The organism is Pseudomonas sp. GNP012 (assembly GCF_054343835.1).
The window spans coordinates 3,453,349-3,466,950 of record NZ_JBTGUU010000001.1; the positions used below are offsets into that span (position 1 = coordinate 3,453,349).

Genomic DNA, 13,602 nt, shown 5'->3' on the forward strand with positions numbered 1-13,602 from the left:
AAGTCTCAGATATTTATCGAATAAGGACGCCTCCATGTCGCTCAGACAACCTTCCATTCAATGGAAAATCACCCTGCTGGCCGGGCTGTGCCTGGCGGGCATCGTGACCCTGCTGGTGGGTCTTTCGCTATACCGCATGGAGCACAGCTCCGAGCTGGTGAAAGCCTCGAGCATGGAGATGCTGACCGAATCGGCCCAGGCTCGGATCGAGTCCCAGGGCGAGAACCAGGCACTGGGGATTCGCCAGCAGTTCATGGACGCCTATCAGTACGGCCACGGTTTCTCCCGGCAGGTGCTGTTTTTGCGCGAGCAGGCCGAAAAGCGCTTCCTCGATGCCTTCGACCTGCGCGAAGACCTGACCCGCCAGGTCAAGTCGGCCCTGCAGGCCAATCCGGACCTGCTTGGCCTGTCCCTGGTGTTCGAACCCAACGGGCTGGACGGCAAGGACGACCTGTTCGCCGGCCAGGCCGAACTGGGCAGCAACGACAAGGGCCGTTTCGCCCTCTACTGGTCGCAGCCGACGCCGGGCAAGCTAACGTCCATGGCGCTGCCGGAAAAGGACATGGCCGACACCAGCACCGGCCCCAGCGGCGAAGCGGCCAACGCCTGGTTCACCTGCCCGCGCACCACGCTCAAGCCGTGCGTGATCGAACCCTACTTCTATGAGATCGACGGCCAGAACGTGCTGATGACCAGCATCGTTTTCCCGCTGATGGTCAACGGCAAGGTGATCGCCTCGCTGTCGGTGGACATCAACCTCAACAGCCTGCAAGCGGTCAGCCTGGGGGCCAGCAAGAAACTCTACGACGGCCAGACCAGTGTCAGCATCATCAGCCCGGCGGGCCTGCTCGCCGGCTACAGCCCGGACGCCAGCAAACTCAGCCAGCGCCTGGATGCCGTCGACAAGGCCAGCGGTACCGAACTGCTGCGCATGCTGGCCGCCAGCAGCAAAACCGCCAGCCTGCACAGCCATCAGCAATTGAAAGTGCTGGCCCCCTTCCAGCCGATTCCCGGCGGCAAGTCCTGGGGCGTACTGCTCGACGTGCCGGAGAAAGTCCTGGTCGGCCCCGCCGAAGCCCTGAAAAAGCAACTGGACGATAGCAACACCGCCGGCACACTGGTCGAACTCGGCCTGGGCGTGCTCGCCGCGCTGCTGGGCCTGGTGCTGGTGTGGCTGATGGCCCGCAGCGTGACCCGACCGATTCTCGGCGTGGCGCACATGCTCGAGGACATCGCCAGTGGCGAAGGTGACCTGACCCGCCGGTTGGCCTACGACAAAAAGGATGAACTGGGCCAGTTGGCCGGCTGGTTCAACCGCTTCCTCGACAAGCTGCAGCCGATCATTGCCGAAGTGAAACGCTCGGTGCAGGACGCCCGCAGCACCGCCGACCAGTCGTCCGCCATCGCCACCCAGACCAGCGCCGGCATGGAGCAGCAATATCGACAGGTGGATCAGGTCGCAACCGCCTCCCACGAGATGAGCGCCACCGCCCAGGACGTCGCCCGCAGCGCCGCGCAAGCGGCACACGCCGCCCGCGATGCCGATCAGGCGACCCGTCAGGGCCTGACCGTGATCGACCGCACCACCGCCAGCATCGACAACCTCGCCGCCGACATGAGCGCGGCCATGGTTCAGGTCGAAGGCCTGGCAGCCAACAGCGAGAAGATCGGCACGGTGCTGGAAGTGATCCGCGCGATTGCCGAGCAGACCAACCTGCTGGCCCTCAACGCGGCGATCGAAGCGGCTCGTGCCGGTGAGGCCGGGCGCGGTTTTGCCGTGGTCGCCGATGAGGTGCGCAACCTGGCGCGGCGTACCCAGGAATCTGTGGAGGAAACCCGCCTGGTGATCGAACAACTGCAAAGCGGCACACAGGAAGTGGTAGGTTCGATGAACAACAGCCATCGCCAGGCCCAGGGCAGTGTCGAGCAGGTTGGGCAGGCCGTGACCGCGCTGCGCCAGATCGGCGACGCGGTGACCGTGATCAACGACATGAACATGCAGATCGCCAGCGCTGCCGAAGAGCAAAGCGCGGTGGCCGAGGAGATCAACAACAACGTGGCGACCATTCGCGACGTGACCGAGTCGCTGTCGGGCCAGGCCAATGAGTCGGCACGGGTCAGCCAGTCGCTCAACAGCCTGGCGAACCAGCAGCAGAGTCTGATGGACCAGTTCCGCGTTTAAGCCTTGCAAAATCCCCATGTGGGAGCGGGCTTGCTCGCGAAGGCGGTGTGTCATTCGAAATTTACGTCGACTGACACACCGCCTTCGCGAGCAAGCCCGCTCCCACATTTGTTTTCCACATTTTTTCTGCGCGCTGCTCTATGAAATGGTGGCAAGTGGATATCTGCCGCAAGCCGATTATTCTTCATGGAACCTTGCAGCTTTTTCTGGCGTCAACTTGAATGCAAGCCACGTAATCCGATGACTTCAGCCCCAGGGCCTGGGTACGGCAAGTGTTGGTGGGAACTCCGGCCTACAACAAGAGCACGACGGAGAATACTCATGGCAGCAATCGACAATGCAACCACGGGCAGCGCGCCCAACCACGGGCTCACCAAGGAGGAGCGCAAGGTCATCTTCGCGTCGTCCCTGGGCACCGTGTTCGAATGGTATGACTTCTACCTGTACGGCTCCCTCGCGGCGATTATCGCCAAGCACTTCTTCGCCGGCGTCAACGAAACGACTTCCTTCATCTTCGCCCTGCTCGCCTTCGCCGCCGGCTTCGCTGTCCGGCCGTTCGGCGCCATTGTGTTCGGCCGCTTGGGCGACATGATCGGACGCAAGCACACCTTCCTCATCACCATCGTGATCATGGGGGTCTCGACGGCCGTGGTGGGCTTGCTGCCCGGCTACGCGACCATAGGCGTGGCCGCGCCGATCATCCTGATCAGCCTGCGTTTGCTGCAGGGCCTGGCGCTGGGCGGTGAGTACGGCGGCGCAGCCACCTACGTGGCCGAACATGCCCCCAAGGGCAGGCGCGGCTATTTCACCTCGTGGATTCAGACGACAGCCACCCTTGGCCTGTTTCTTTCACTGCTGGTGATCCTGGCCTGCCGTACCGCGCTGGGCACGGAAGCCTTCGAAGCCTGGGGCTGGCGGATTCCGTTCCTGCTTTCGATCCTGTTGTTGATTATCTCGGTGTACATCCGCCTGCAACTGAGCGAATCACCGGTGTTCTTGAAAATGAAGGCTGAGGGCAAGTCCTCCAAGGCACCGTTGACCGAATCCTTCGCCCGTTGGGACAACCTCAAGATCGTGATCATGGCCCTGCTCGGTGGCACCGCCGGCCAGGCCGTGGTCTGGTACACCGGGCAATTCTATGCGCTGTTCTTCCTGTTGCAGACGCTGAAGATCGACCCACAGACCGCCAACTTGCTGATTGCCGGCTCGCTGCTGATCGGCACACCGTTCTTCGTCATATTCGGCAGCCTGTCCGATCGTATCGGCCGCAAGGGCATCATCATGGCTGGTTGCATCATCGCAGCACTGACTTACTTCCCGATCTTCCAGGCGTTGACCCAATACGGTAACCCCGACGTGTTCGTTGCACAGGAGAAGAACCCGGTCACGGTCATCGCCAATCCTGACCAGTGCTCGTTCCAGTTCGACCCGGTGGGCAAGGCCAAATTCACCAGCTCCTGCGACCTGGCCAAGACCGTGCTGGCCAAACGGGCTATTCCCTACCAGAACGTCAACGCCGAGCCGGGCGCCGTTGCGCAGGTGCGCATCGGCGAGAAAGTGATCGAGAGCTTCGAGGGCACCGGCATGCCGGCCGCCGACTTCAAGGCCAGGAACGATGCCTTTACTGCCAATCTCGCCACCGCCCTCAAGGACGCCGGCTACCCCGAGAAGGCCGACCCGGCCAAGACCAACTACCCGATGGTGCTGTTGCTCCTGACGATCCTGGTGATCTACGTGACCATGGTCTACGGGCCGATCGCCGCCTGGCTGGTGGAACTGTTCCCGGCGCGCATCCGCTACACCTCGATGTCGCTGCCCTATCACATCGGCAATGGCTGGTTCGGTGGCTTCCTGCCGACGGTGGCGTTCGCCATGGTGGCGGCCACGGGGGATATCTATTACGGGCTGTGGTATCCGATCGTCATCGCGGTGATGACGGCTGTGCTGGGTATTTTCTTCATGCCGGAAACCAAGGATCGGGAGATTCATCACACCTGAGACTTGCCAGCCAATCAGTGAACCCCTGTGGGAGCGGGCTTGCTCGCGAAGGCGGTGTATCAGTCCATGACCGTATCGGCTGACACTCCGCCTTCGCGAGCAAGCCCGCTCCCACAATGGATCTCAGTGCCTGGGTAATTCGATGACAACCTTCAGCCCGCCCCACTCGCTTTCCAGCAACGACAGTTTCCCGCCCCAGCTATCGACGATGTCACGCACGATGCCAAGTCCCAGGCCATGCCCATGGGTCTGTTCATCCAGCCGCGTACCTCGGCTGAACACCTGATCGCGACGCTCTTGGGGAATGCCCGGGCCGTCATCTTCCACACTGAGTTCAAACCCGGTCGCCAACTCCGCCACACTCACGCGAACTTCGGCATCCGCCCATTTGCAGGCGTTATCCAGCAGGTTGCCCAACAGTTCCAGCAGGTCTTCACGATCCCAAGGCAATTGCAGGCCGGCCGGAGCACGGTAGCTCAGCGCCAGGTGTTCGCCATGGATCATGTTCAGGGTTGCCAGCAACCCGGGGAGTTCGGCATCGCAATCAAACAGCGCACCCGGCAACGCATCACCGGATAACCGCGCACGATTGAGTTCCCGATTGAGCCGTTGCTCGACCTGTTGCAGTTGTTCCTTGAGGGTCTTGCGCAGCTGCGGGTGCGCCTCAAGCTGCTCGCTCGAGGCCAGGCTCAACAGCACCGCCAGCGGTGTTTTCAACGCATGGCCGAGGTTGCCCAGGGCATTGCGTGAGCGCTTGAGGCTGTCCTCGGTGTGGGCCAGCAGGTGGTTGATCTGCGCCACCAGTGGCTCCAGCTCCAGCGGTACCTGATCATCGAGTTGCGAGCGCTGGCCCTGCTGCAACTGCGCGATCTGCTCGCGGGCCTGCTCCAGCGGACGCAAGGCGCGGCGCACGGTAATCCGTTGCAGCAACAGAATCAGCAGCAGCCCGGTCAAACCCAGGCCCAACCCAAGCTGTTGCACGCGCCGGAAGCTTTCGCGTATCGGCGTGTAATCCTCGGCGACGCTGATGGAGATCGGCAACCCCAGGCGTCGATAGTCCGTACGCAGCACCAGCAACTGTTGCCCTTCCGGCCCCAATTGCAGATCGTCGTGCAGGCCGGGGTGATCGAGCGCCGGCAGTTCCTGATCCCATAACGAACGGGAACGCCAATGGCCATCGGTGAAATCGATGCGGAAATAATGACCGGAAAACGGCCGCTGATAGGCCGGCGACAGACGTCGCTCATCCAGTTGCAAGCCTTGCGGCCCGCGCACCAGCGCCGCCAGCAGGCTCTCGCTGTCATTGCGCAACCCGGCTTCGAGGTAGCGCTGCAACCCCATTTCGAACAGCCACAGGCTGGTTTGCGCCAGCACCAGGCCAACGACCACCATCACACTGATCAGGCCCAGGCTCAAGCGACGCTGGATCGATCTCACCGGGCTTGCCCACCGAACAGGTAGCCCTGGCCACGACGGGTTTCGATCACGCTTTTGCCGAGCTTGCGGCGCAAATGGTTGACATGGACCTCCAGCACATTGGAATCGCGCTCGGTTTCACCGTCGTAGAGGTGTTCGGCCAGGTGGCTTTTGGAGAGGATCTGCTCGGGGTGCAGCATGAAATAACGCAACAGGCGAAACTCCGCGGCGGTCAGCTGAATGTCCGCACCGTCACGGACAACGCACTGGCGACCTTCGTCCAGGTGCAGCCCGGCGGCCTGGAGCGTCGGCTGGTTGAACTGGCCATGGGAGCGGCGCAGCAACGCCTGGATGCGCAGAAACAGCTCTTCGGGATGAAAGGGTTTGGTCAGGTAATCGTCGGCGCCGGCCTTGAGGCCTTCGATGCGTTCGGCCCAGGAATCCCGGGCCGTGAGGATCAGCACCGGCGTGGCCAGCCCCGCCGCGCGCCATTGCGCCAGCACCTCGAGCCCCGGCACGCCCGGCAAGCCGAGGTCGAGGATGATCAGGTCGTAAGGTTCAGTGCTGCCCTGATGCACCGCGTCGCGACCGTCGGCCAGCCAGTCCACCGCATAACCCTGGCGGTTGAGACCGGCCAGCAGTTCGTCGGCCAGGGGCACATGGTCTTCGACCAGAAGCAAACGCATGGATCAGTCTTCCTTGTCTTTGAGTAAACGGCCGGTGGTGGCATCGATGTCCAGCTCGCGGACCACGCCTTCAGGGGTCAGCAGCTCGACTTCATAAATGTAGACGTCGTGTTTTTCTTCGAGCTCGGCCTCCAGCAGTTTCGCGCCGGGGTAGCGATCCATTGCCTGCTGCAGCAGTTGCTCCAGCGGCAGGATCACGCCCTGTTGACGCAGGTGCAGGGCTTCGTCCTGGTCCAGGTCGCGAGCCATCACTGCCGAGCAAAATGCCAGAAGCACCAGCGCCATCCGGCTGCCGGTGCATCGATTGGATAAAAACACCTTCATTACCAATCCTGATGATCCTTGAGAACCTGCCCGCTGACAGCGTCTAATTCCAGATCCCAGTCGATACCCTGCGGATCGCGCAGCTCTACCTTGTACAAGTACCTGCCGTAATGCTGCTCCAGCTCGGATTCATTGACGGTGGAGCCTGGATGCCTGGCCACTGCATTGGCATTGAGTGTCTCGAACGAGACAATGGTACCAGCGTCGCGCAATCTCAGCGCTTCATCCGGGCCAAGTTCCCGGGCATGGGCGATGCTCGCGATCATGCCGACGATGCACGCGGTGAACAGGGCTGTCGGGGTTTTCATGGGTGTCTCCGTATTTCTTCAGGTGCTGCCTGTGGACGACACCTTAACCGGATGAACTTAATTGAAACTGAATGGCCATCATTGGCCATACCGCATCCCCTGTAGGAGCGAGCCTGCTCGCGATGGACCTTGGAACGCCGCGGGGTGTCAGGTTACCAGCGTAATCGTTGACGACCATCGCGAGCAGGCTCGCTCCTACAGGGGATGTCGTGTTTATATTTCCCCGCTTGCCAACATTCGAGACCGGTATGACCGCCATCCACATCAAGTTTCCTTCCCTGACCCTCAAGGCCGGTCCGCGAGCTTTTGCGCGCATCCGTGAGAGCGGCCTGAACGCCGCCGAGGTCGGCACCCTGCCCGGTGCAGCCGGCGGTCCGAAGGCGCTGGGGATTCAGGGGCTGGACCTGGCGCTGTTCGGCGAGTGGCTGCCGGCGGCACCACGGGAGCGCTCGCTGATTGGTGCATCGGTGGGTTCCTGGCGCTTCGCCAGCGCCTGCCTGCCGGACGCCGCCGAGGGCATCCGGCGTCTCGGGCAGCTGTACACCGAGCAAAACTTTGCCAAGGGCGTGACCATGGCGCAAATCAGTCAGAGCTCGCGGCGCATGCTCGATGACCTGCTCGACGGTCGTGATGCCTCGATCCTCGGCAACAGCGCCTACCGCCTGAATATCATGGTGGTCAAAAGCCACGGCCTGCTCGCCGACGACCATCGCGGTCGCCTGGGGCTGGGGCTGTCCTCGGTCATTGCCGACAACCTGCGCGGCCGGGCGCGGCTGGCCCGGCACTTCGAACGCCTGATCATCCACGACCCGCGCCTGGCGCCGCCGGTCGACGCCTTGAACGACTTCCCGTCGCGCTTCGTCGCCCTCGATGCCGGCAATTTGCGTCAGGCCCTGCTGGCTTCGGGCTCGATCCCGATGGTGATGGAAGGCGTGCGCGACCTGCCGGGCGCCGGCACCGGCACCTTCCGCGACGGCGGTCTGCTGGACTATCACCTGGACCTGCCCTACAGCGGCAATGACATCGTGCTCTACCCGCATTTCACCGACCGGGTGATTCCCGGCTGGTTCGACAAGACCCTGCCATGGCGCCGCGCCTGCCCGGCCCGCTTGCAAAACGTGCTGCTGCTGGCACCGTCGAAGGAATACCTGGCGCGCCTGCCCTACGGCAAACTGCCGGACCGTAACGACTTCAAGCGCTTCATGGGCGACGCCCCGAGCCGGCAGAAATACTGGCGCACCACCATGGAGGAAAGCCGCCGCCTGGGCGACGAATTCCTCGAACTGGCCGCCAACGGTCGCCTCGGCGAGCGCTTGCTGACCCTTTAGTCAGGACAAACTGGTAAACTCGCCGCCTGCCCGAATCGCTGCGGCGAACGCCACCTGAACAGAGCTGAAAACACTGTGGAAATCTTCAAGGAATTTACTTTCGAATCCGCCCACCGCCTGCCCCACGTACCGGACGGCCACAAGTGCGGGCGCCTGCACGGTCACTCGTTCAAAGTGGCGATCCATTTGAGCGGCGATCTTGATCCGCACACCGGCTGGATCCGCGACTTCTCCGAGATCAAGGCGATCTTCAAGCCGCTGTACGAGCGTCTGGACCATAACTACCTGAACGACATTCCCGGCCTGGAAAACCCGACCAGCGAAGTGTTGGCCAAGTTTATCTGGAATGAGATGAAGCCGTTGTTGCCGGAGCTCAGTGCGATTCGTATCCACGAAACCTGCACCAGCGGCTGCATCTATCGCGGCGAATAAAGACACCGCCCCCTTGTAGGAGCGAGCCTGCTCGCGATGGACGCCAGAGCACCGCGGGCTGCCAGATACCACGCGTAATCGTTGACGTTCTTCGCGAGCAAGCTCACTCCTACAGGGGAACAGCGTTTTGTCAGAGAAATAAAGAACAGCCTTCATCGGCTGTTTTTTTATGCCTATGCTTTTTGCCTCTTCCCCCGCCAAGAGGACAAGCCCATGACTGACTGGCCACTGCCCCAGACCTATCGCTTCAAAGGGCACTCCGTGCGCTACGCCGTACGCGGCGATGGCCCGCCGCTGGTGTTCGTGCATGGCACGCCCTTCTCCTCCTGTGTCTGGCACCGGATTGCCCCGCACTTCATCACCACGCACCGGGTGCACTATTTTGATTTGCTGGGCTACGGGCAATCCGAGAAAGTCGATGGCGACGTGTCCCTGGGTGTGCAGAACGAATTGCTGACGCAGTTGCTGGAGCATTGGGGTCTGGATCGCCCCGACGTAGTGGCCCACGACTTCGGCGGCGCCACCGCTCTGCGCACGCATCTGCTCAATAGCAAGGATTACCGCAGCCTGACGCTGATCGATCCGGTGGCGCTGACGCCCTGGGGTTCGCCATTCGTGCAGCATGTGCGCCAGCATGAAGCGGCGTTCAGCGGACTGCCCGATTACATCCAGCGGGCCATCGTGCCGACCTACATTCGCGGGGCCATCCAGCGCGAAATTCCCGACGCCGAACTCGCCCCCTACGTTCTGCCGTGGCTGGGGGAGCGGGGGCAAGCGGCGTTCTACCGGCAGATCGCGCAGATGGACGAGCGCTATACCCGTGAGGCCGAAGGTCTGTACCCGACGATTCGCTGCCCGGTGCAGATTCTCTGGGGTGAAGACGATCAGTGGATTCCCGTCGAACGCGGGTGGGCCTTGCAGCAGATGATTCCCGGTGCGCAGTTCCATCCGATACCCAACGCCGGTCATCTGGTTCAGGAAGATGCGCCCGAAGCCATAGTCGCCGCGCTGCTGCGATTCCTGCCCCTGTAACAATTCTCCTGAACAAACCCAATCCCCTGTGGGAGCGAGCCTGCTCGCGAAGACAATGTCACCTCCGACATCGAATGGGCTGACACACCGCCTTCGCGAGCAGGCTCGCTCCCACATTGGTTCTACAGTGATCAATGTCACTGGCGGGGACCGCCGTTGGCGAGCTAACGTAAAGGTATTGCCAATACGACTCGCTAAAAGGACTCGCCCGATGCACATCATCAACGCCCGTCTGCGCAACCAGGAAGGACTGCATGAGTTGAACCTGGAAAACGGCCTGATCAGCAGCATCGCCCGCCAGATCGAGGCCCCGACCCTGGGCCCTGGCGACCTGGATGCCGGCGGCAATCTGGTGGTGCCGCCCTTTGTCGAGCCGCACATCCACCTCGACGCCACCCTGACCGCCGGCGAGCCGCGCTGGAACATGAGTGGCACGCTGTTCGAAGGCATCGAGTGCTGGGGCGAACGCAAGGCGACCATCACCCACGAAGACACCAAGACCCGCGCCAAAAAAACCATCCAGGCCCTCGCCGCCCACGGCATCCAGCATGTACGCACCCACGTCGACGTCACCGACCCGCAACTGACCGCGCTCAAGGCGATGCTCGAAGTGCGTGATGAAAGCCGGCACCTGGTCGACCTGCAAATCGTCGCGTTCCCTCAGGAAGGTATCGAGTCGTACCGCAATGGTCGCGAATTGATGGAAGAAGCGATCCGCATGGGCGCGGACGTGGTCGGTGGCATTCCGCATTTCGAGTACACCCGCGACCAGGGTGTCAGCTCGGTGAAGTTCCTCATGGACCTGGCCGAACGCAGCGGTTGCCTGGTCGACGTGCATTGCGACGAAACCGACGACCCGCATTCACGCTTTCTCGAAGTGCTCGCCGAAGAGGCCCGCAGCCGCGACATGGGTTCGCGGGTCACGGCCAGCCACACCACGGCCATGGGCTCCTACGACAACGCCTACTGCGCCAAGCTGTTTCGCTTGCTCGGGCATTCGGGGATCAGCTTTGTCTCCTGCCCCACCGAAAGCATCCACCTGCAAGGTCGCTTCGACAGCTTCCCGAAACGCCGGGGCGTGACCCGGGTCAACGAGTTGCTGGAAGCGGGCATGAACGTGTGCTTTGGCCAGGACTCCATCGTCGATCCGTGGTACCCGCTGGGCAATGGCAACATTCTGCGGGTGCTCGAGGCCGGGCTTCACATCTGCCACATGCTCGGTTATCGCAACCTGCAAAGCGCGCTGGACCTGGTGACGGACAACAGCGCCAGGGCCATGAACCTCGGCGAACGCTATGGCCTGGAGCGCGGGCGGCCGGCGAACCTGCTGATTCTGTCGGCGGAGAGTGATTACGAGGTGATCCGCAGCCAGGGGTTGCCGCTGTACTCGGTGCGCGAGGGCAAGGTGTTGATGAAGCGGACGATGCCGGTGGTGGAGTTCGCTGGTCTGAATTGAGTCTGGTGCTGACTGAACTGGCCTCTTCGCGAGCAAGCCCGCTCCCACAGTAGATTTGTGTCGTTCACAAAACCCTGTGGGAGCGGGCTTGCCCGCGAAGGCTATTTTGAAGTCAATCAATCATTCGAGCCGTACCAAACAGACTGACCCGACTCAACTCCCCCCGCTCCTCTTCCAGCAAGATCGGCGCCGTGCCACCCGGCATGGTCACCTTCACTTCCCCGGCACTGACCCAACCCACGCGCCAGGCCGCGCAGGCCACCGCACTGGCGCTGGTCCCCGAAGACGCTGTCGGCCCCTCGCCACGCTCGAATACCCGCGCGGCGATGTGTCCTTCGGACAAGCGCGTCGCCCATTGCAGATTGATCCCCGCCGGACAGGGTTTGCCTGCACCGACCGGCATGGCGTAGGCAATTCGCATCAACCCGTCACCCAGCGCCGGTTCTCGCATCTGCTCGTTGCTCGGCAAATCGTCGGCGTTTTCGACCAGCGTCACGCAATGCGGATTACCGACCCGCGCGAACTGGCTGCGCGACCATGCGCCATTGAGTGCCGACAGCGGTTTGACATGGCTGAGTTCGCGGCCATCCAACAGCGCCGTTTCAACGCCCTCGGCACTGACCGCCGACGGCCCGAAACCAGGCTGGCCAAGGTCGAGCCAGAAACCCTGCACGTCCTCGACTTCAGCGGCTTTCACCGAAGTCTGCCCCGGTGAAGGCGTGTCGGACTTGTCGTGGTGAACCCTGAGCAGACAGGCTTCGTCGCCGGGTAAAAGCCCTTGGTCGCTCAACGCCTGGGAAAAAATCGTCAGGCCGTTGCCACTGCGTTCGGCCAGGGTCCCGTCGGTGTTGACGATCAACAGGTCAAAGGGTGGCGAGGACTGGAACGGTCCGACCAGCAATCCGTCGCTGCGATGATCCTTGCTGCCGGCCTGTTGGGTGCCGGGTGCCCAGTTGCAGCAGGCTTCGATGGCCGCCGCAGCCCATGCCTGACGAGTTTGTGCCGCGTGGCTGGCCTGATCGGGCAAGTCGATGCCCTGGTGGCGCAATTCTTCGGGCGCTACCACGATGTAAATATTGCCCCGTGCATCGTACCTCTGCGCCATGGCGCCCTCCGTGTGTCATTGGAATGGCTCAACATATCGCGAAAAACAGCGGCGCTGTGCAACGATGTCGCCCTGTTTGACCGTAAAACTTTCCGGGCACTGATCGAACCCTCCTCGATCGATCACTGTCCGTTGAGGACGTAACATTTTTGCCAGGGATTGATATGACCAGCCTCAACAGCCAAACCACCTTCGTTCCCGGCCGCCTGGAACAGATGTCCACGCGCATCGCCTTTTTCATTGCCGGGTTCGGTATCGCCGCGTGGGCGCCGCTGGTGCCCTATGCCAAGGCCCGGGCCGGGCTGGATGAAGGCACCCTGGGCCTGTTGCTGCTGTGCCTGGGGGTAGGTTCGATCCTGGCGATGCCGATGGCCGGGATCCTGGCCACGCGTTTCGGCTGCCGACGGGTGACGACCGGCGGGACCTTGCTGATCTGTGCCGCCCTGCCGCTGCTGGCCACGGTGTCATCGATTCCGGCCTTGATCGCGGCGCTGTTCATGTTCGGCGCGGGCCTCGGCACAGTGGATTCGACGGTCAACCTGCAAGCGGTGATCGTCGAGCGCGCCAGCGGCAAAAACATGATGTCGGGTTTCCATGGCCTGTTCAGCCTCGGCGGGATAGTCGGCGCGGCAGGCGTCAGCGGCTTGCTGGGCCTGGGGATTTCGCCGTTGGGGGCCACGCTGGTGGTGATCGTGATGCTGCTGATCGCATTGGCCAGGGCCGTACCGCATCTGTTGCCCTACGGCAGCGAGAGCTCGGGGCCGGCGTTCGCGGTGCCCCATGGCATCGTCCTGTTTATCGGTGGCATGTGCTTTATCGTGTTCCTCGCCGAAGGCGCGGCGCTGGACTGGAGCGCGGTATTCCTGGCACAGGAACGTGACATCGACACGGCGTACGCGGGCCTCGGCTATGCGGCGTTTGCCTTGACCATGACGGCCGGACGCTTGACCGGCGACAAAATCGTGCGGCGGCTGGGCGCGACACGGGTGATTGTGTTCGGCGGGCTGACGGCTGCCGCGGGCTTGTTTCTGGCGACGTTCGCCTCGAGTTGGGAGGCGGCGCTGGTGGGTTACACGCTGCTGGGCGCCGGTTGCTCGAACATCGTGCCGGTGTTGTACACCGCCGTGGGCAAGCAGACGGTCATGCCCGAGAGCATCGCCGTGCCGGCCATTACCACCCTGGGTTATGCGGGAATACTCGCAGGGCCTGCGCTGATCGGCTTTGTCGCCCATGGCGCCAGCTTGAGTTTTGCCTTCGGGTTGATGGCGGTGCTGCTGGTGGCGGTGGCCATTGGCGGCAAGGTGTTGAAAGTCTGAATTGTGGCGAGGGGGCTTG

The 13,602-nt window shown here is 62.5% G+C and carries 11 protein-coding genes and 2 pseudogenes; 8 read left to right on the plus strand and 5 right to left on the minus strand.

Annotated elements, in window-relative coordinates:
- Window positions 1-253: 253 nt before the first annotated feature.
- From ACXX83_RS15450 to ACXX83_RS15460, 3 genes and pseudogenes are all read left to right on the plus strand, one after another.
- Window positions 254-1,324 (plus strand): annotated as a pseudogene (locus ACXX83_RS15450) (methyl-accepting chemotaxis protein); the annotation flags it as partial.
- Window positions 1,325-1,588: 264 nt separating this feature from the next.
- A pseudogene (locus ACXX83_RS15455) lies at window positions 1,589-2,182 on the plus strand (methyl-accepting chemotaxis protein); the annotation flags it as partial.
- Between the two features lie 321 nt (window positions 2,183-2,503).
- On the plus strand, window positions 2,504-4,180 hold the full coding sequence (locus ACXX83_RS15460; RefSeq protein ID WP_458549014.1) for an MFS transporter: 1,677 nt from the start codon (window positions 2,504-2,506) through the stop codon (window positions 4,178-4,180).
- Window positions 4,181-4,303: 123 nt separating this feature from the next.
- Here ACXX83_RS15460 and ACXX83_RS15465 read toward each other — a convergent pair whose 3' ends face one another.
- The 4 genes from ACXX83_RS15465 to ACXX83_RS15480 are packed head-to-tail and all read right to left on the minus strand — an operon-like array spanning window position 4,304 to window position 6,914.
- On the minus strand, window positions 4,304-5,617 hold the full coding sequence (locus tag ACXX83_RS15465) for a sensor histidine kinase (protein ID WP_458549015.1): 1,314 nt from the start codon (window positions 5,615-5,617) through the stop codon (window positions 4,304-4,306).
- Window positions 5,614-6,282, minus strand: a complete 669-nt coding sequence (locus ACXX83_RS15470) for a response regulator transcription factor (protein WP_095968066.1) — start codon at window positions 6,280-6,282, stop codon at window positions 5,614-5,616. The genes ACXX83_RS15465 and ACXX83_RS15470 overlap by 4 nt, the downstream gene beginning before the upstream one ends.
- Before the next feature lie 3 nt (window positions 6,283-6,285).
- Window positions 6,286-6,606 (minus strand): PepSY domain-containing protein, encoded by a 321-nt coding sequence (locus ACXX83_RS15475; RefSeq protein ID WP_015094204.1) that lies wholly within the window; start codon window positions 6,604-6,606, stop codon window positions 6,286-6,288.
- Window positions 6,606-6,914, minus strand: coding sequence for a PepSY domain-containing protein (locus ACXX83_RS15480; RefSeq protein WP_095968064.1), 309 nt, complete (start codon window positions 6,912-6,914; stop codon window positions 6,606-6,608). The genes ACXX83_RS15475 and ACXX83_RS15480 overlap by 1 nt, the downstream gene beginning before the upstream one ends.
- Before the next feature lie 248 nt (window positions 6,915-7,162).
- Between ACXX83_RS15480 and ACXX83_RS15485 the strand changes: the two genes are divergently transcribed.
- The 4 genes from ACXX83_RS15485 to codA all read left to right on the plus strand — a co-directional run bounded on the left by ACXX83_RS15485 (window position 7,163) and on the right by codA (window position 11,162).
- Window positions 7,163-8,242 (plus strand): patatin-like phospholipase family protein, encoded by a 1,080-nt coding sequence (locus ACXX83_RS15485; protein ID WP_458549016.1) that lies wholly within the window; start codon window positions 7,163-7,165, stop codon window positions 8,240-8,242.
- Window positions 8,243-8,317: 75 nt separating this feature from the next.
- Window positions 8,318-8,674 carry a 6-carboxytetrahydropterin synthase QueD gene (gene queD, locus ACXX83_RS15490; protein ID WP_003223505.1) on the plus strand — a complete coding sequence of 119 codons (357 nt, stop codon included), beginning with the start codon at window positions 8,318-8,320 and terminating at the stop codon, window positions 8,672-8,674.
- 213 nt (window positions 8,675-8,887) lie between these two features.
- Window positions 8,888-9,706, plus strand: coding sequence for an alpha/beta fold hydrolase (locus ACXX83_RS15495; RefSeq protein ID WP_458549017.1), 819 nt, complete (start codon window positions 8,888-8,890; stop codon window positions 9,704-9,706).
- A 211-nt stretch (window positions 9,707-9,917) separates the two neighbouring features.
- Window positions 9,918-11,162: a cytosine deaminase gene (gene codA / locus ACXX83_RS15500; protein WP_458549018.1), complete on the plus strand. Its 1,245-nt coding sequence runs from the start codon at window positions 9,918-9,920 to the stop codon at window positions 11,160-11,162.
- A 112-nt stretch (window positions 11,163-11,274) separates the two neighbouring features.
- Here codA and ACXX83_RS15505 read toward each other — a convergent pair whose 3' ends face one another.
- Window positions 11,275-12,267, minus strand: coding sequence for a diaminopimelate epimerase (locus ACXX83_RS15505; protein ID WP_458549019.1), 993 nt, complete (start codon window positions 12,265-12,267; stop codon window positions 11,275-11,277).
- A gap of 164 nt (window positions 12,268-12,431) precedes the next feature.
- Between ACXX83_RS15505 and ACXX83_RS15510 the strand changes: the two genes are divergently transcribed.
- Window positions 12,432-13,583 carry an MFS transporter gene (locus tag ACXX83_RS15510; protein WP_458549020.1) on the plus strand — a complete coding sequence of 384 codons (1,152 nt, stop codon included), beginning with the start codon at window positions 12,432-12,434 and terminating at the stop codon, window positions 13,581-13,583.
- The last annotated feature ends 19 nt before the right edge of the window (window positions 13,584-13,602 follow it).

Bases quoted from the DNA above. Each gene is read 5' to 3' on its own strand.
- ACXX83_RS15510 (WP_458549020.1), top strand. From the start codon at position 12,432: ATGACCAGCCTCAACAGCCAAACCACCTTCGTTCCCGGCCGCCTGGAA.
- ACXX83_RS15460 (WP_458549014.1), top strand. From the start codon at position 2,504: ATGGCAGCAATCGACAATGCAACCACGGGCAGCGCGCCCAACCACGGG.
- ACXX83_RS15505 (WP_458549019.1), bottom strand. From the start codon at position 12,267: ATGGCGCAGAGGTACGATGCACGGGGCAATATTTACATCGTGGTAGCG.
- codA (WP_458549018.1), top strand. From the start codon at position 9,918: ATGCACATCATCAACGCCCGTCTGCGCAACCAGGAAGGACTGCATGAG.
- ACXX83_RS15480 (WP_095968064.1), bottom strand. From the start codon at position 6,914: ATGAAAACCCCGACAGCCCTGTTCACCGCGTGCATCGTCGGCATGATC.
- ACXX83_RS15485 (WP_458549016.1), top strand. From the start codon at position 7,163: ATGACCGCCATCCACATCAAGTTTCCTTCCCTGACCCTCAAGGCCGGT.
- ACXX83_RS15495 (WP_458549017.1), top strand. From the start codon at position 8,888: ATGACTGACTGGCCACTGCCCCAGACCTATCGCTTCAAAGGGCACTCC.
- ACXX83_RS15475 (WP_015094204.1), bottom strand. From the start codon at position 6,606: ATGAAGGTGTTTTTATCCAATCGATGCACCGGCAGCCGGATGGCGCTG.
- ACXX83_RS15470 (WP_095968066.1), bottom strand. From the start codon at position 6,282: ATGCGTTTGCTTCTGGTCGAAGACCATGTGCCCCTGGCCGACGAACTG.